Source organism: Cellulomonas sp. KU4C (genome assembly GCF_056868065.1).
Genome location: NZ_CP200322.1, coordinates 3,707,826 through 3,724,538 on the forward strand (window position 1 = coordinate 3,707,826; position 16,713 = coordinate 3,724,538).

The following is a 16,713-nucleotide window of genomic DNA, read 5'->3' on the forward strand; positions in this document are numbered from 1 at the left end:
CGAGCGTGCTCAGCACGAGCACGCACCAGTACACGCCGCGGGGCGACCCGCCGACGGCCCTGAGGTCGCGCTCGTGCTCCTGATGCATCAGGACAACGATGCACGATGCCGACCGACCGGTGGGAATCGCCCACCCGATCGGCGCAGGCCCACCAGCGCCCGCGTCGGGCCCGCAGGTGGTGGGATGGGGCGCGTGACCAGCACAGCAGCGGTCGGGCACCGCGTCGTCGTCGTCGGGTCCGTCAACGCCGACCTCGTGACGCGCGTCGACCGGCACCCCACCCCCGGGGAGACCGTCCTCGGCGACGACCTGACCGTCCTGCCGGGCGGCAAGGGCGCGAACCAGGCGGTCGCAGCGGCCCGGCTCGGCGCGCCCACCGCCCTGGTCGGCGCCGTGGGCACCGACGCGTTCGCGGAGCCCGCGCTCGCCGGGCTGCGCGCGGCCGGCGTCGACCTCGGGACGCTGACCGTCGTCGACGGACCGACGGGCCTGGCGCTGGTCACCGTCGACGCGGCCGGCGAGAACAGCATCGTCGTCGTCCCGGGAGCCAACGCGCGCGTGGACGGTCCGCACGTCGACGCGCACCGGGAGGTGGTCGCGGCGGCGGCGGTCGTCGTCGTCCAGGGCGAGATCCCCCGGTCGGGCACCGAGCGGGCCGCCGCCGCGACCCGTGGCCGCCTGGTGGTGAACCTCGCACCGGTGGTCGACGTCGACCCCGCTGTGCTGCGCCGCGCCGACCCGCTGGTGGTGAACGAGCACGAGGCGGCCGCGGTGCTCGCCGCGCTCGACGGGGGTCCGGGCACCGTGGCCCCGGCGTCCGGGGCGGACGAGGCCGCCGTCGTCGCCCGGCTGCTCGCGCACGGCGTCCCGTCGGTCGTGGTCACGCTCGGCGCACGCGGCGCGCTGGTCGGGTCCGCGGACGGGATGGTGCCTGAGCCGGCGCCCCGGGTCGAGGCGGTCGACACGACCGGGGCGGGCGACGCGTTCGTCGGCGCGCTCGCCGCGCGGCTGGCCGCCGGGGACGCCCTGCTCGCGGCGGTCCGGCTGGCGGTGCGGGTGGGCGCCGCAGCGGTGCGGGGCCGCGGGGCGCAGCCGTCGTTCCCCGCCGCCGGGGACGCGCTGCCCGGCTGAGCCGGCGAGCCCGCTGGTCGTGCCACCCCGGGGAACGACGAAGCGGGCGAGAGCTCTCGCTCTCGCCCGCTTCCGATGTGGAGCTGAGGGGACTCGAACCCCTGACCCCCTGCATGCCATGCAGGTGCGCTACCAGCTGCGCCACAGCCCCGTGATCAGGCCCGCAGGCCGTCTCACCACCCGCTGAGCGGGCGTCCTGAACATTAGTCGATCCTCGGCGAGAGTGCGAATCGGCTGGTCAGGCCGGGTCCCGCACCTCGTCGTCCATCGACGCAGCCGGGCGGTCCGGGCCCGCGTTCCAGTCGGACGACGCATGCACCGGGCCGACGTTCAGCGCCTCCAGACGCCACGCCAGACCCGAGCCGGGACGACCGGGCTGGAGCTCCGCCCAGTGCGCGTTGGACATGCCGGAGATGCCCTTCCAGTCCGCGGGCAGGCCCAGCAGGCCGGTGAGCCCGAGGCTGATCGCCGCGCCGTGCGAGACGACGACGAGCGTGTCGTCCGCGCCCAGTGCGCCCGCGAGCTCCGAGACCGCGTGCGTCATCCGCTCCCGCACCTCCGCGCGGGTCTCGGCGCCGACGCGCTCGGGCTCGCGCCCTGCCACCCACGCCGCGTGCTGGTCGGGCCAGCGCTCGGCGATCTCCGCCGACGTCATGCCCTCCCAGTCGCCGAACGAGCGCTCGCGCACCCGCGCGTCCGTCTCCAGCGGCAGACCGGTGCGCTCGGCGAGGGCCTCGGCCGTCGACCGGGCCCGACCGAGGTCGGAGGCCACGATGCGCGTCGGCCGGTACCGGCTCGCCAGCGCCGCGGCGGCCGTCTCGGCCTGCCAGACGCCCACCTCGTCCAGCGGGATGTCCGACTGGCCCTGCAGGCGCGCGCTCGCGTTGTGCGCGGTGCGTCCGTGCCGCCAGAGGACGACGCGACCCGCCGTCACTCCCCCGCCTCGTCGGGCGTGCCGTGGACGTCCGCCGGCAGCTCGATGACCGGGCAGTCCTTCCACAGCCGCTCGAGGGCGTAGTACACGCGGTCCTCGGCGTGCTGCACGTGCACGACGATCTCGCCGAAGTCGATGAGGACCCAGCGGCCCTCGGACTTGCCCTCGCGGCGCAGCGGCTTGGCGCCGAGCTTGTGCAGCGACTCCTCGACGGCGTCGACGATCGCGCCGACCTGCCGCTCGTTGGTGCCGGAGGCGATAACGAAGGCGTCGGTGAGCACGAGCTGCTCGCTGACGTCCAGGGCGATGATCTCCTGGGCCTTGAGGTCGGCGGCGGCGCGTGCGGCCGCCACGGTGAGCTCGACGGCGCGGTCGGATGCCGACACGGGTCTCCTCGGGGTTCGGGGGGTGGGTGGAGCAGGATCAGGGTGCGGGAGCGGCGTCGGACGCCGCGCTCGCCACGGCGGGCACGTCGGGCCCCGCGGCGCCGGTCGCCGTGTTGGCGACGAAGATGATGAGGAAGCCGAGCACGAACGCCACGACGGCCAGGACGATCCACTGCAGCCAGGTGAACGGCAGCGGTCGCCGCAGCCGCTCGGGCTGCTCGAGGGTGTCGATCTCCTCGTCCGCCTCCACGCCGTGCATGAGCGTGCCGGTCGGGTCGGTCTGCTCGGCCGGGGTCTCGGGCAGCGGAGCGGGGGCCATCGCCTTGAGCAGCGACTGCCACTGCGGGACCGGCACCTCCTCGTCGTCCGCGGCGGCGGGACCCGGGACCGGCGCTCCGGGCGTCGTCGCGGGAGCGCCCGCGGGTGCCGGGGCGGGGGTGCGGGTGGTCGCCGGGGGTGCTGCGGCCGCCGGCTGCTGCGCGGCGGTGACCGGCGCGCTCGGCGCCCACGACCCCGCGGACCCCCACGCACCGGTCTCGGCACCGGCGGGCCGCCCGGGGCCGGGACCGGCCTGCGCGGGGGCGGACGACGCCCACGACGCGGCGGCGCCGGTCGACGTGCGCGCCGTGTCGTCTGCCGGCGACCAGGCCGGGCGGGCGTCGGGCGCGGCCGGGCGGCGTGGCGCCGTCCGCGCGGGACCGGCGGCGGTGGGCGCAGCGGCCCCGGCTGCGAGGGCCGAGGAGGTGGGCGACGGTGCCGCGGAGCCGGTCCGGGCGCCTGGCGCGGGACCGCCGGCGGGCGTCGCGGGGCGTTCGGTGGTGCCACCGCCGGGAGCCGGGGGACCGGACCGCCGCCCCGTCGAGTGGGTGTCCCGCTCGTCGGGGACGATGCCGGGCACCGCGGCGGGCCGTCCCACCGGCGTCGCCGGGCGCGCCGCCGGAGCGGTGGCGGACGACGGCGCAGGGGCCGGGGCCGGCGACGGCCGGGGAGCCGTGGCGGGCGACGGCGCGGGCCGTCCGGAGCCCGGGACCGGCGCGGGTCCGCCGGGCGACGGCGACGCCGCGCCGCCGGTGGCCGGCTCGGGGGCGGTCGTCCGGATCGAGCGACGCGTCCGCACCGGGGCGTCGGGCTGCATGCCGGGCGCCTGGTACGGGGCCGACGACGACCCGTCCGCCCCGACCGCGGAGACCGGCCGGTTGCGCAGCGCGCGCCGCGACGACGCCGCGCCGGCCGTCGGAGCAGGGTGGGGCGCGGGAGCAGCGGCGGGGACCGCGGGCGCAGGTGCCCGGGTCGCGGACGTCGCCGACGCCGACGCCGAGCCGGCCGGGGAGGTCGAGCGGGCCGCGGGGGTCGTCGGAGCCGGTCCGGGCGTCGCTGCCCGGTCCGTGGGCGCGCCGGAGGCGGGCGCGGCGGGCTGCTGGGCCGCCGCCTCCTGCGCGGCGAGCCGAGCGGCCTCGCGCTCCCGCAGCTCCCGTCGGGTCAGCGGGGTCCCGGGTGTGCTCATGACTGACTTCCTCGGTACAGACCGTGCTTGGCGATGTACTGGACGACGCCGTCCGGCACGAGGTACCAGACGGGCTTGCCGGCCTGCGCGCGGACGCGCACGTCGGTGGACGAGATGGCGAGCGCGGGGATCTCCCACTGGCTGACCCGGTCGGCGGGCAGGCCGTCGACGACCAGCTGGTGACCCGGCCTCGTGACCGCGACGAACTGCGCGAGCTCGAACAGCTCGGGCGAGTCCTTCCAGCTGAGGATCTGGGCGATCGCGTCGGCGCCGGTGATGAAGTACAGGTCGGCGTCCGGCCGTTCCCGCGCGAGGTCCCGCAGGGTGTCGACCGTGTAGGTCAGGCCGGGCCGGTCGATGTCGACGCGGCTGACCGTGAACCGGGGGTTCGACGCCGTCGCGATCACGGTCATCAGGTAGCGGTGCTCCGCGGGTGTGACCACCACGTCCTGCTTGAACGACGGGGAGCCCGTGGGGACGAACACGACCTCGTCGAGCTCGAACCGCGCCGCGACCTCGCTGGCGGCGACGAGGTGGCCGTGGTGCACGGGGTCGAACGTGCCGCCCATCACACCGAGCCGGGCTCGTCGCTGCGTCATCGGATGCGGGTCCCTGGCTGCCGGGTCAGCGGTGGCGCGTGCCGACGCTCCGGAAGGCGAAGGTCACGAGCAGCAGGGCGAGCAGGACGCCGAACGCGACCAGCCCGAAGACGACGGGGCTGAACGGCAGCTCGGTCGTGTGCTCGGCAGCGGCCTCGGCGGCGCGCAGCACAACGTTCACGTGGTCCTCCCGGGACTGGTCGACGTAAGTGTCCAGTGTCGCACGTCGGGCGCGGCACGGTCGGCGGGGTCAGGGGCGGACGTGCCCGTCCCCGTGCACGACCCACTTGGTCGTGGTGAGCTCCCCGAGGCCCATCGGCCCGCGGGCGTGCAGCTTCTGGGTGGAGATGCCGATCTCGGCACCGAGTCCCATCTGCCCGCCGTCGGTGAACCGCGTCGAGGCGTTCACCATCACCGCGGCCGAGTCGACCTCGGCGACGAACCGCTCCGAGGAGGCCAGGTCGCGGGTGATGATCGCCTCGGTGTGCCCGGAGCTCCAGGTGCGGATGTGCGTGAGCGCCGCGTCGAGGTCGTCGACCACCCGCACGGCGAGGTCCAGGGACAGGTACTCCGTCGCCCAGTCCTCGTCGGTCGCGGGCACGACGGCGACCCCGTCGGGGGCGAGCGCGGCGGTCGCGGCGTCGCCGTGCACCGTCACGCCGGCCTCGTCCAGGGCGACCAGCGCGGACGGCAGGAACCCCGCCGCCGCGTCGCGGTGCACGAGCAGCGTCTCCGCGGCGTTGCACACCCCGACCCGCTGGGTCTTGGCGTTGAGCAGGATCGGCAGCGCCACCGCGGGGTCCGCCGTCGCGTCCACGTAGACGTGCACGTTCCCGACGCCGGTCTCGATCACGGGGACGGTGGCCTCGCGCACGACGGTCCGGATCAGGTCCGCGCCGCCGCGGGGCACCAGGACGTCCACCAGCCCGCGCGCGTGCATGAGCGCCACCCCGCCGGCGCGGCCGTGCTCGTCGACGGACTGCACGAGGTCGGCCGGCAGGCCCTGCTCCTCGAGCGCGCGCCGGAGCACCGCGACGATCACCGCGTTGCTGCTCGCCGCGGCGGACCCGCCCCGCAGGACCACCGCGTTGCCGCTCTTCAGCGTGAGGCCCACGGCGTCGACGGTGACGTTCGGCCGCGCCTCGTAGATCATCCCGACGACGCCCATCGGCACCCGGACCTGGCGCATCCGCAAGCCGTTCGGCAGCGTCGAGCCGCGCACGACCTCGCCGACCGGGTCGGGCAGCGCCGCGACCTCGCGCAGGGCACCGGCGATCGCGGCGATCCGCTCGGGGGTCAGCGCGAGCCGGTCGAGCAGGCCCGCCGAGGTGCCGTTCGCACGCCCGCGCTCGAGGTCGTCGGCGTTGGCCGCGACGATCACGTCGGCCTGCGCGACCAGCGCGTCCGCGAGGGCGTGCAGCGCGGCGTCCTTGGTCGCCCGGGTCGCGACGGCGAGGGCGCGCGAGGCGTCCTTGGCGCGGCGGGCGACGGCGAGCACGGCTGCCGTCACGTCGCCGGACGGCACGCCTTCTGAGGTCGCGCCGTCGGCGGCCGGGGCGACCGGGGGCTGCGCCTCCACCGGCGCGGAGGGCACGGGAAGCCGGGCGGCGGACGCCCCGCCCGTGGCCGGGGCGTCGAAGGAGGTGGTCATCGGACCAGCGTAGTCCGGGTCCCCCGGACGTGGGGCGGCCGACCGGGGGACGGACACCCCCGTCCGGGTGAGCCGACCCGGGTCAGCGGCGGCGGCGCACCAGCACGAGGTCGTCGCGGTGGACGAGCTCCCGGTCGTAGCCCTCGCCGAGGTCCTCGCGGAGCTTCCGCGGTCCCGCGGCCGAGCAGCGTCGGCGCCTCCTGCGCGGAGTACGCGACGAGGCCGCGCGCGACCACGGTGCCGTCGGGTCCGGCGATCTCGACCGGGTCGCCGGCCTCGAACTCGCCCTCGACGGCGGTGACCCCGGCGGGCAGCAGCGACTTCCCGCGCTCGACGACGGCCCGCACCGCGCCCTCGTCGAGCACCAGCCGACCCCGGGTGCGCGCGGCGTACGCGAGCCACAGCAGCCGGGTCGACGCGCGCCGGCCCGTCGCGGCGAACCAGGTGCCGACGTCCTCGCCGTCGAGGGCGGGTGCCACCTGCGCGGTCGAGGTCAGCACGACCGGGACGCCGGAGGCCGTCGCGATCGCCACGGACTCGAGCTTGGTGACCATGCCGCCGGTGCCCACGCCGCTGCCCCGGGCCGTGACGTCGATGCCCTCGAGGTCCTTCGGGCCGCGGACCTCCGGGATCCGCCGGGAGCCGGGCCGGTTCGGCGGGCCGGTGTACAGGCCGTCCACGTCGGTGAGCAGCGCCATCGCGTCCGCGTGCACCAGGTGCGACACGAGCGCGGCGAGCCGGTCGTTGTCGCCGAACCGGATCTCGTCGGTCGCGACCGTGTCGTTCTCGTTGACGATCGGCACGATGCCGAGGTCCAGCAGCCGGTCGAGGGCGCGCTGCGCGTTGCGGTACTGGGTGCGCCGCATCGTGTCGTCCGCGGTGAGCAGCACCTGCCCGACCCGCAGGCCGTGGTCGGCGAACGCGCGCGTGTAGTGCGCGACCAGCAGCCCCTGCCCCACGGACGCGGCGGCCTGCTGGGTCGCGAGGTCCCGGGGCCGACGCGCGAGCCCGAGGGGGTCCATGCCCGTCGCGATGGCGCCCGAGGACACCAGCACCACCTGGTGCCCGCCGTTCACGCGCGCGGCGAGCACGTCGACGAGCGCCCGCAGCCGGGCGGGGTCGAGCTTGCCGGACTCGTCGGTCAGCGAGGACGAGCCGACCTTGACCACCACGCGGCGGACCTCGGGCAGCAGACGACGGTCGGACAGGGCGGCAGCACTCACCCCCCCATCCTCCCCTGTGGATCCACCTTGCGGTGCCGTGGACGCGAAGGCCCGACACGCCGGGTGCGTGTCGGGCCCTTCGCTCCACTCGACCGGGTGGATCCACCCGGCTGGGGTCAGTCCTCGCGCCAGAGACCGGCCTCGCGCTCGGTCCACAGCTCCGCGCGGGCCTCGGCCTTCGCGTCCATGCGGTCCTTGTACTCCTCGCGCTTCTGGCCGCGGGTGGGGCGGGTGCGCTCCTCGATGCGCTGGTCGCTGCCGCGCGGGCCGCCGAGCAGCTCCGAGCCGGTCAGCAACGTGGGCTCCCAGTCGAACACCACCGCGCTCGGCCCGTCGCCGATGACGACCTCGGCGCCCGCGACCGCCCCGGCGGCGAGCAGCTTCTCCTCGACGCCGAGCCGCGCGAGCCGGTCGGCCAGGTAGCCGACGGCCTCGTCGTTGGTGAAGTCGGTCTGCCGGACCCAGCGCTCGGGCTTGGTGCCGCGGACCTGGAAGTACTCGTGGTCGGCGTCGGTGCGGCGGGTGACGGTGAACCCGGCGTCGTCGACGGCCCTGGGCCGCAGCACGACGCGGGTCGCCTCGGGCTGCGGCGCCTCGCGGCGGGCCTGGTCGACCAGGCCGGCGAGCGCGAACGTCAGCGGGCGCAGGCCCTCGTGGCTGGCGGTCGACACCTCGAACACCCGCAGGCCGCGGGCCTCCAGGTCGGGACGGACCAGCTCGGCGAGCTCGCGGGCCTCGGGGACGTCGATCTTGTTCAGCACCACGAGCTGGGGGCGCTCGGTCAGCGGGACGCGGCCCCCCTCGATGCCGAGGTCGCCGGCGTAGGCCTGGAGCTCGGCCTCGATCACGTCGAGGTCGGTCAGCGGGTCGCGGCCGGGCTCCAGCGTGGCGCAGTCCAGAACGTGCACCAGGACGGCGCAGCGCTCGACGTGCCGCAGGAACTCCAGCCCGAGGCCCTTGCCCTCGCTCGCGCCGGGGATCAGCCCGGGCACGTCGGCGACCGTGTAGCGGGCGTCACCGGCCTGCACGACGCCGAGGTTCGGGATCAGGGTCGTGAAGGGGTAGTCGGCGATCTTGGGCCGGGCGGCCGAGATCGCGGCGACGAGGCTGGACTTGCCGGCGCTCGGGAACCCGACCAGCGCGACGTCGGCGATGGTCTTGAGCTCGAGGACCACGTCGGCCGCGTCGCCGGGCTCGCCGAGCAGCGCGAAGCCGGGGGCCTTGCGGCGCGGGGACGACAGCGCCGCGTTGCCGAGGCCGCCGTGGCCGCCCTGGGCGACGACGTACTCCGCGCCGGCGCCCACGAGGTCCGCGAGCACCTCCCCGTCGGTGGACTTCACGACGGTGCCGTCCGGGACCGGCAGGACGAGGTCCTGCCCCGTGGAGCCCTGGCGGTGGTCGCCCATGCCCTGCGTGCCCGACGGCGCGTGCCGGTGCGGCGCGTGGTGGTAGTCGAGCAGGGTGGTCACCTGCGGGTCGACGACCAGGCGCACGCTGCCGCCGTTGCCGCCGTTGCCCCCGTCGGGGCCGGCGAGCGGCTTGAACTTCTCGCGGTGGATGGACGCACAGCCGTGCCCACCGTCTCCCCCGCTGGCGTGCAGCACGACTCGGTCGACGAACGCGGCCATCAGTCTTTCCTCCTCCGCACCGTCCGTGGGGACGGTCCTGCGCTCACCGGACGGTGGCGCGTGCGACGCTCCGGGGCGTCGCGGTGGGCCACCCGGACGGATGGACCCACGATGACACGGCGAAGGGGCGCACCGCGCGTGCGGTACGCCCCTTCGGCCGACGTGTGCGTGCGGTCAGACCGCGGCCGCCACGATGTCGATGACCTTGCGGCCGCGACGGGTGCCGAACTGCACCGCACCGGCGGTGAGGGCGAACAGGGTGTCGTCGCCGCCACGGCCGACGTTGACGCCGGGGTGGAAGTGGGTGCCACGCTGGCGGACGATGATCTCGCCGGCGTTGACGACCTGGCCACCGAAGCGCTTCACGCCGAGGCGCTGGGCGTTCGAGTCACGACCGTTGCGCGAGGAGCTCGCGCCCTTCTTGTGTGCCATCTCAGGCTCGCTTTCCTGCGGTGCTGTCTACGGGGACGGGTGCTCGGGCCGAGGCCCGCGCGGTCACGCGATGCCGGTGACCTTGAGGCGGGTCAGGCGCGAGCGGTGACCCTGGCGACGGCGGTAGCCCGTCTTGTTCTTGTACCGCAGGATGTCGATCTTCGGGCCCTTCTCGGCCTGGACGACCTCGGCGGTGACCTTGACCTTGGCCAGGGCGGCCGCGTCCGACGTCACGGCGGTGCCGTCGACGAGCAGGAGCGCGGGCAGCTCGACCGTCGCGCCCGCCTCCGCCGCGATGCGGTCAACGACGACGACGTCGCCGACGGCGACCTTCTCCTGACGGCCGCCGGCCTTCACGATCGCGTACACCACGTTGATGCTCATCTCTGCTCGTCGAACTACAGGTTCAGGGGGGCGCCCCGACTGCGGCCGGGCCCCGGCGCGCCACCGCGGTGGCAGCAGCTTCGGGACGTCGGCGCTGACAGTGCGTTGCGCGCGAACGGTGCTTCCCGATGATGTCCGATCGCGTGCCACGCTTCGTGCCACACGGTCATCGTCAGAACGCACCGACGTTCAAGGATACGCAAGACCCGCGTCGGGGGTCAAACCGCGGTCGGCGCCCTGGTGGGACGCCGACCGCGGCCCGCCTCACGACTCGTCGTCGCCCTCGCGGGCGCCGGCCTCGGGGAGCTCGAACAGGCCCGGGTCCACCGGGGTCAGCTCGAGCTGCGGGTCCACCGGTGCGCCGGAGCGCTCCGGTGCGCGCGCCGTGCGGGTGCCGAACGCCGCCAGCACGTCCAGGACGGGCTGCTCGTGCGTCCGCGCCGCGCCGGCGACCGCCTCGGCGGCGATCCCCGTCTCGGCGACGACCTCGACCGTGGAGACCTCCACGGTCTCCGTGGCGGTCTTCCCGGAGACCGGCACCGCGTCGTCCGTCGCCGGGGCGGTCGCCTCGGCGGGCGCGTCGTGCGGCTGCTCGTGCGCCTCGTCGTCGTGCACGTGGGCGTGCGCCGCCGCGGCCGCGATGGTCGCCAGCGTCGCCTTGACCGCCTCGCGGGCCTCCGGCAGCACCGGGACCGTGGTGGTGGCCGCCGGGGCGCCCTGCTCCTTGGTCGCCGCTCCCCCGCGCTTGCGCCGCGCCTTCTTCGCGTCGGCGACCTCGGGCGCGGGCTGCGCCGGGGCGGGGTCCTGCCGACCGCCCTTCTCCACCGGCTCGGTGTGCACGACGAACCCGCGGCCGTGGCAGTGCTCGCACGTCTCGGAGAACGCCTCGACGAGGCCCTGGCCGACCCGCTTGCGGGTCATCTGCACCAGGCCGAGCGAGGTGACCTCGGCCACCTGGTGCTTCGTCCGGTCGCGGCCCAGGCACTCCACCAGACGGCGGAGCACGAGGTCGCGGTTGGACTCGAGCACCATGTCGATGAAGTCGATGACGATGATGCCGCCGATGTCCCGGAGCCGGAGCTGGCGGACGATCTCCTCCGCCGCCTCCAGGTTGTTCCGGGTGACGGTCTCCTCGAGCGTGCCGCCCGCACCGGTGAACTTGCCGGTGTTGACGTCGACGACGGTCATCGCCTCGGTGCGGTCGATGACCAGCGAGCCGCCGGACGGCAGCCAGACCTTGCGGTCCATGCCCTTGGCGAGCTGCTCGTCGACCCGGTGCGCCGCGAACACGTCGCCGGTGCCGGTCCACCTCGAGACCTTCTCGGCCAGGTCGGGCGCCAGCTCCCCGATGTAGCCGGAGATGGTCGACCACGCCTCGTCGCCCTGGACGACCAGCGAGGAGAAGTCGTCGTTGAAGATGTCGCGGACCACGCGGATCGCGAGGTCCGGCTCGCCCTGGAGCAGCGCGGGCGCCGAGGCGGTCTTCGACTTCTTCTCGATGGCCTCCCACTGCGCCTGCAGGCGGGCGATGTCGGCGCGCAGCTCGTCCTCGCTGGCCCCCTCCGCGGCGGTGCGCACGATGACGCCCGCCGAGTCCGGGACGACCTCGCGCAGGATCTTCTTCAGGCGCGCGCGCTCCGGCTCGGGCAGCTTGCGGCTGATGCCGGTCATGCCGCCGCCGGGCACGTACACCAGGTAGCGGCCGGCCAGGGTGATCTGCGACGTCAGGCGGGCGCCCTTGTGGCCGATCGGGTCCTTCGTGACCTGCACCAGCACCGGGTCGCCGGACTTCAGCGCCTGCTCGATGCGGCGCGGCTGACCGCCGTCGAGGCCCGCGGCGTCCCAGTTGACCTCACCGGCGTAGAGCACCGCGTTGCGGCCCTTGCCCACGTCGACGAACGCCGCCTCCATGCTCGGCAGCACGTTCTGCACGCGACCGAGGTAGACGTTGCCGGCCATCGAGACCTGCGCCTGCCGGGACACGTAGTGCTCGACGAGCACCCCGTCCTCGAGCACGGCGATCTGCGTCCGGCCGCCCGACTCGCGGACGACCATCGAGCGCTCGACCGCCTCGCGGCGGGCCAGGAACTCGGCCTCGGTGATGATCTGGCGGCGGCGGCCCGCGTCGCGGCCCTCGCGGCGGCGCTGGCGCTTGGCCTCCAGCCGGGTCGACCCGCGCAGGGCCGTCACCTCGTCGCCGCCGCGCGAGCCGGACCGGCTCCCGCGCGACGAGGCAGGAGCCTCGGCCGCCGCGTCGTCGCCTCCACGGCCCGAGCGGCGACGACGACGGCGCCGACGGCTGCTGCCGCCCTGCTCCTCGCCGTCGCCCTGCTCGTCGGCGTCCTCGTCCTGGTCGTCCTCGGTCGCGTCGGCGTCCTCGTCGGACGCGCGGTCGCCGGCGGGGCGGTCGCCCTCGTCGGCGGCGTCGTCCCCGTCGGCGTCCGCGCCACCGCGCGAGCGGCGACCACGACCACCCCGACGACGACGCCGGCGCGGAGCGGAGTCGTCGCCCTCGGCCTCGTCACGGTCGGCCTCGTCACGCTCGTCGGCGTCGGCGTCGGCCTCGGCCTGCTCGGCGGCCTGGGCCACGTCGGCCTGCTCGGCCTCGACCAGGTCCTCGTCGACCGACGTCGGCTCGTCCTCGACGACCTCGGCGGGCTCCACGACCTCGGCGGCGCGGGACCGCCCGCGACGGCCGCGGCGGCGCGCGGGCACCTGCTCCTCGGCAGCCGGGGCCTGCGCCTCGGGGGTCGGGGCCGTGGCCTCGGACACGGCGGCGGGCACCTCCTCGACGACGGTGCTGGCGGAGACGACCTCCGGCGTTCCGGTCGGCGCCTGCGCGCGCCGACGGCGGCGGGGCGCCTCGGGGGCCTGGAACAGCAGGGCGGTGGTCGCGAGCCGCGTGGAGGCGGGACGCTCCTGCTCGCCCGCCGGGGCGGCGGACCGCTGCGGGGCGCGCTCGGGCCGGGCCGCCGCGGCCGCCGGGGCGGCCTCGGGGGCGCGCGCGGCGTCGGTCGACGCCGGCTGCTCGGTCTGCTCCGTCTGCGCGGCCTTGGACCGGCCACGGCCGCCACGGGTGCGCGGCGCCTTCGCCGGGGCGTCGGTGGTGCTGCGCCCGAGCTCGGCGAGCACGTCGAGGCGGCTGTCCGGCGCGGCGGCGGAGGTCTGCTCGGCCTGCTCGACCGCCTCGGCGACCTGCTCGTCCTCCGGCTCCTCGATGACGGGCTCGGCAGTCGGGGCCGCGGGGGCCGGCTCGGGCTGCGCCGCGGCGGGCTGGGCGGCGGCGGGCTGGGCGGCGGTGGGCTGGGCGGCCACGCCGGCACCCGCGGGGCGCGTCACGCGACGCGACCGGCGGACGGGGGTGGTGCTCGCCGGGGCGGGCGCGACCTCGGGCTCCGCGGCAGCGGGCGCGGCGACCGGCGCCTCGGCGGCCGGGGTCGTGGCGGCCGGGTTCGCGGCGGGCTCGGCGGGGGCGGCGGCCTGCTCGGCGGCGGCCGTGGCGGCGGCGGTCGAGCGGGTCGCGCGGCGACGGCGCGGGGCGGCGGGAGCCTCGTCCGCGGGAGCGGCGGCCACCGGGTCCGCGGCGACGGCGTCCGCAGCGGGCACCTCTGCGGCGGTCGCGGCCTTGCGGGTCGCGCGGCGCCGCACCGGCTTGGTCGGCGCCTCGTCGGCGGCCAGGGCGGGCGTCGTGGCGGGGGCCTCGGCGGCGGGGGCCTCCGTGGGTGCCGGGTCGCCGGCGGCCTTGGTCACCCGGGCGCGGGTGCGGGGGGCGCGCTTGCGGGGTGCCGGCTCGCCACCCTCCTGCGTCGCGGGGGTGGTGCTGTCGGGGGTGCTGTCGAGCGTCACGCGGGTGCTCCTGCAAGCCCGGGTACGCCGGCCACACGCTCGGCGCCCCTCGGGCGGTCGGTCGTCGCTCGCGTCCCCGCGGCGACGGAAGTCGTCGGTGTCGTTCGCAGCACGGGCGTTCGGCGCCATCGCCTGCCTGGCGGCGGGGCGTCCCGGGTAGGGACCCTTGCGGCCGGCGGCGCCTGGCGAGCGCGATGCGCTGGTGCGGCGACACGGTGGCGGCCCGGGGTGTGTGGGTCCCGGGATGCCGGAGCAAGTATCACACAGGGACGCGCACGACGTGCCCCAGGTCACGCTCGTGAACCGGATCACAATGAGACGACACCGTGTCAGATCGCGGGACCTTTGTCCTACGCTTGTGAACCGGGGCGCAATACCGTCGGACGACGGCCCCCACCTGGGCCGTACGGCCCCCCACCACGCCCCAGCACCTGGACGGACCCCCCTGTGGAAGCCCTCGACCTGGCACGGTGGCAGTTCGGTGTCACCACCGTCTACCACTTCATCTTCGTCCCGCTGACGATCGGGCTGGCCCCGCTCGTCGCGCTCATGCAGACCTTCTGGGTCCGCACCGGCAACGAGAACTGGCTCCGCCTGACCAAGTTCTTCGGCAAGCTCATGCTGATCAACTTCGCGATCGGCGTGGCCACCGGCATCGTCCAGGAGTTCCAGTTCGGCATGAACTGGTCCGAGTACTCCCGGTTCGTGGGCGACGTGTTCGGCGCCCCGCTCGCGATGGAGGGCCTCGTCGCCTTCTTCGTCGAGTCGACGTTCCTCGGCCTGTGGATCTTCGGCTGGGACAGGCTGCCCAAGAAGATCCACCTCGCGTGCATCTGGGCGGTCGCGTTCGCGGTGAACGCCTCGGCCTTCTTCATCCTGGCCGCCAACTCCTGGATGCAGCACCCGGTCGGCACGGTCTTCAACACGGAGACCGGCCGCGCCGAGATGACCGACATCGTCGCGGTCCTCACCAACAACACCCTGTGGGCCGCGTTCCCGCACACCGTGACCGCCGCGTTCCTCACCGCCGGGACGTTCGTCGCCGGCATCGCCGCGTGGTGGATGGTCCGCCTGGTCCGCCAGGGCGACGAGCACAAGGCCCGCACGGTCTACCGCCCCGCGGTGCTGCTCGGCGTGTTCACCATGCTGGTCTCCGGCATCGGCCTGGGCATCACCGGCCACGCGCAGGGCCAGCTCATGTTCGAGCAGCAGCCCACCAAGATGGCCGCGGCCGAGGCGCTCTGCGAGAGCACCGACGGCGCGTCCTTCTCGCTGCTGGCGATCGGCGACCTGACGAACAACTGCGAGGGCGTGCAGCACTACCTCGAGATCCCGGGCCTGCTGTCGTTCCTCGCGCTCAACGACTTCGACGCGCCGCTGCAGGGCGTGAACGACCTCCAGCAGGAGTTCTCGCAGAAGTACGGCGAGGGCCCGAACTACATCCCCGACCTCACGGTCACCTACTGGGCGTTCCGCCTGATGATCGGCCTCGCCGCCGGCTCCGCGCTGCTCGCCCTGATGGCGCTGTGGTTCACGCGCAAGGGCCGGGTCTCGGGCAACAAGTGGCTCGCCCGGGTGGGCATCTGGGCGATCCCGACGCCGTTCCTCGCGTCCGCGTTCGGCTGGATCTTCACCGAGATGGGGCGCCAGCCCTGGGTGGTCTACCCCAACCCGACCGGCGTCGACGGGGTCCGGCTGCTGACCGAGCGCGGCGTCTCCGAGGTGGTCAGCCCGACCACGGTCATCATCTCGATGGTCGCGTTCACGCTCGTCTACGGCGTGCTGGCGGTGTTCTGGTTCAAGCTCATGAAGCGCTACGCCGTGGAGGGCGTCGCCGACCACGAGAAGGACTACAGCACCGACAACCCCGACAACCGGCCCGACCCCGACGACACCGACGCGGCCGACCGCCCGCTGTCGTTCGCCTACTGAGAGGCCGGTCATGGACCTCCCCGTCATCTGGTTCCTGCTGATCGCCGTCCTGTGGGCCGGCTACCTCGTGCTCGAGGGCTTCGACTTCGGCGTCGGGATGCTGCTGCCGATCCTCGGCCGCGAGGACAAGGACCGCCGGGTCATGATCAACACCATCGGCCCCGTCTGGGACGGCAACGAGGTGTGGCTCATCACCGCCGGCGCGGCGATCTTCGCGGCGTTCCCCGAGTGGTACGCGACCCTGTTCTCCGGCTTCTACCTGCCGCTGCTGCTGATCCTGGTCGGCCTGATCTTCCGCGTGGTCTCCATCGAGTGGCGCGGCAAGATCAACACCGACCGCTGGCGGCGCTGGACCGACCGCGGCATCATGGCCGGCTCCTACCTGCCGGCGGTGCTCTGGGGCGTGGCGTTCGCCAACCTGGTGCGCGGCGTCGAGCTCGACGCGGACCACCAGTACGTCGGCGGGTTCTTCGCGCTGCTCAACCCGTTCGCGCTGCTCGGCGGCGCCGTCACCTTCGGGCTGTTCCTGCTGCACGGCGCGATCTTCCTGTCCCTCAAGACCGGCGGCGAGATGCGCGAGCGGTCCGGCGCCCTCGCGGAGCGGCTCGCCCCCGTGGTCCTGGTCGTCACCGCGGCCTGGGCGATCTGGGCCCAGATCGCCTACTCGGTCGCGTGGACCTGGGCCGTCGTCGCGGTCGCCGCGGTGGCGCTCGTGCTCGTGGTGCTGACCACCCGGGCGCGGCGCGAGGGCTGGGCGTTCGTCTGGTCCGCCGTCGTCATCGTCGCGGCCGTCGTGCTGATCTTCGGCTCGATGTTCCCCGACGTCATGCCCGCGTTCGACCCGGCGAACTCGCTCGACATCCGCAACGCGTCGTCCACGGACTACACGCTGACGATCATGACCTGGGTCGCCGGGATCCTCGTGCCGGTCGTCCTGCTCTACCAGGGCTGGACGTACTGGGTGTTCCGCAAGCGGATCTCCGCGGAGCACATCCCGGAGCACGCCGGTCTGACTTTCTCGGACGTCCTGCCGTCGAACGCCGGCACGCAGCGCTGAGGGAC

The 16,713-nt window shown here is 75.1% G+C and carries 13 protein-coding genes, 1 tRNA gene and 1 pseudogene; 3 read left to right on the top strand and 12 right to left on the bottom strand.

What is annotated here, in order from left to right; genetic code table 11:
• Positions 1–193: 193 nt before the first annotated feature.
• Positions 194–1,132, top strand: a complete 939-nt coding sequence (locus AC1VL8_RS17620) for a ribokinase (protein ID WP_483076070.1) — start codon at positions 194–196, stop codon at positions 1,130–1,132.
• Positions 1,133–1,210: 78 nt separating this feature from the next.
• Here the strand turns inward: AC1VL8_RS17620 and AC1VL8_RS17625 are convergent.
• From AC1VL8_RS17625 to AC1VL8_RS17680, 12 genes and pseudogenes are all read right to left on the bottom strand, one after another.
• A tRNA-Ala gene (locus AC1VL8_RS17625) sits at positions 1,211–1,283 on the bottom strand.
• An 87-nt stretch (positions 1,284–1,370) separates the two neighbouring features.
• Positions 1,371–2,066 carry a histidine phosphatase family protein gene (locus tag AC1VL8_RS17630; RefSeq protein WP_483076071.1) on the bottom strand — a complete coding sequence of 232 codons (696 nt, stop codon included), beginning with the start codon at positions 2,064–2,066 and terminating at the stop codon, positions 1,371–1,373.
• Entirely contained in the window at positions 2,063–2,452 is a 390-nt protein-coding gene (gene rsfS, locus AC1VL8_RS17635; protein ID WP_389235188.1) for a ribosome silencing factor, read from the bottom strand. The genes AC1VL8_RS17630 and rsfS overlap by 4 nt, the downstream gene beginning before the upstream one ends.
• 37 nt (positions 2,453–2,489) lie before the next feature.
• Positions 2,490–3,956 (bottom strand): hypothetical protein, encoded by a 1,467-nt coding sequence (locus tag AC1VL8_RS17640; RefSeq protein WP_483076072.1) that lies wholly within the window; start codon positions 3,954–3,956, stop codon positions 2,490–2,492.
• Positions 3,953–4,555, bottom strand: coding sequence for a nicotinate-nucleotide adenylyltransferase (gene nadD, locus AC1VL8_RS17645; RefSeq protein WP_389235179.1), 603 nt, complete (start codon positions 4,553–4,555; stop codon positions 3,953–3,955). Before nadD ends, AC1VL8_RS17640 begins: the two co-directional genes overlap by 4 nt.
• Positions 4,556–4,580: 25 nt before the next feature.
• Entirely contained in the window at positions 4,581–4,736 is a 156-nt protein-coding gene (locus AC1VL8_RS17650) for a hypothetical protein (RefSeq protein ID WP_389235176.1), read from the bottom strand.
• Positions 4,737–4,805: 69 nt separating this feature from the next.
• Positions 4,806–6,206: a glutamate-5-semialdehyde dehydrogenase gene (locus AC1VL8_RS17655; RefSeq protein WP_483076073.1), complete on the bottom strand. Its 1,401-nt coding sequence runs from the start codon at positions 6,204–6,206 to the stop codon at positions 4,806–4,808.
• An 82-nt stretch (positions 6,207–6,288) separates the two neighbouring features.
• Positions 6,289–7,429 (bottom strand): annotated as a pseudogene (proB, locus tag AC1VL8_RS17660) (glutamate 5-kinase).
• A 116-nt stretch (positions 7,430–7,545) separates the two neighbouring features.
• Positions 7,546–9,057 carry a GTPase ObgE gene (gene obgE, locus AC1VL8_RS17665; RefSeq protein ID WP_483076074.1) on the bottom strand — a complete coding sequence of 504 codons (1,512 nt, stop codon included), beginning with the start codon at positions 9,055–9,057 and terminating at the stop codon, positions 7,546–7,548.
• Positions 9,058–9,231: 174 nt separating this feature from the next.
• The gene (gene rpmA / locus AC1VL8_RS17670; RefSeq protein WP_389235164.1) at positions 9,232–9,489 is read right to left on the bottom strand and encodes a 50S ribosomal protein L27; all 258 of its coding nucleotides are present in this window, start codon (positions 9,487–9,489) and stop codon (positions 9,232–9,234) included.
• 63 nt (positions 9,490–9,552) lie between these two features.
• Entirely contained in the window at positions 9,553–9,861 is a 309-nt protein-coding gene (gene rplU, locus AC1VL8_RS17675; protein WP_389235515.1) for a 50S ribosomal protein L21, read from the bottom strand.
• Positions 9,862–10,137: 276 nt separating this feature from the next.
• Positions 10,138–13,719, bottom strand: coding sequence for an Rne/Rng family ribonuclease (locus tag AC1VL8_RS17680; protein WP_483076075.1), 3,582 nt, complete (start codon positions 13,717–13,719; stop codon positions 10,138–10,140).
• Positions 13,720–14,166: 447 nt separating this feature from the next.
• On the opposite strand from AC1VL8_RS17680, the gene AC1VL8_RS17685 reads away from it, so the two are divergent.
• The gene (locus AC1VL8_RS17685; RefSeq protein WP_483076076.1) at positions 14,167–15,651 is read left to right on the top strand and encodes a cytochrome ubiquinol oxidase subunit I; all 1,485 of its coding nucleotides are present in this window, start codon (positions 14,167–14,169) and stop codon (positions 15,649–15,651) included.
• 10 nt (positions 15,652–15,661) lie between these two features.
• A complete protein-coding gene (gene cydB / locus AC1VL8_RS17690) occupies positions 15,662–16,708 on the top strand; it encodes a cytochrome d ubiquinol oxidase subunit II (protein WP_483076077.1) in 1,047 nt (348 codons plus the stop codon).
• Positions 16,709–16,713: the final 5 nt, after the last annotated feature.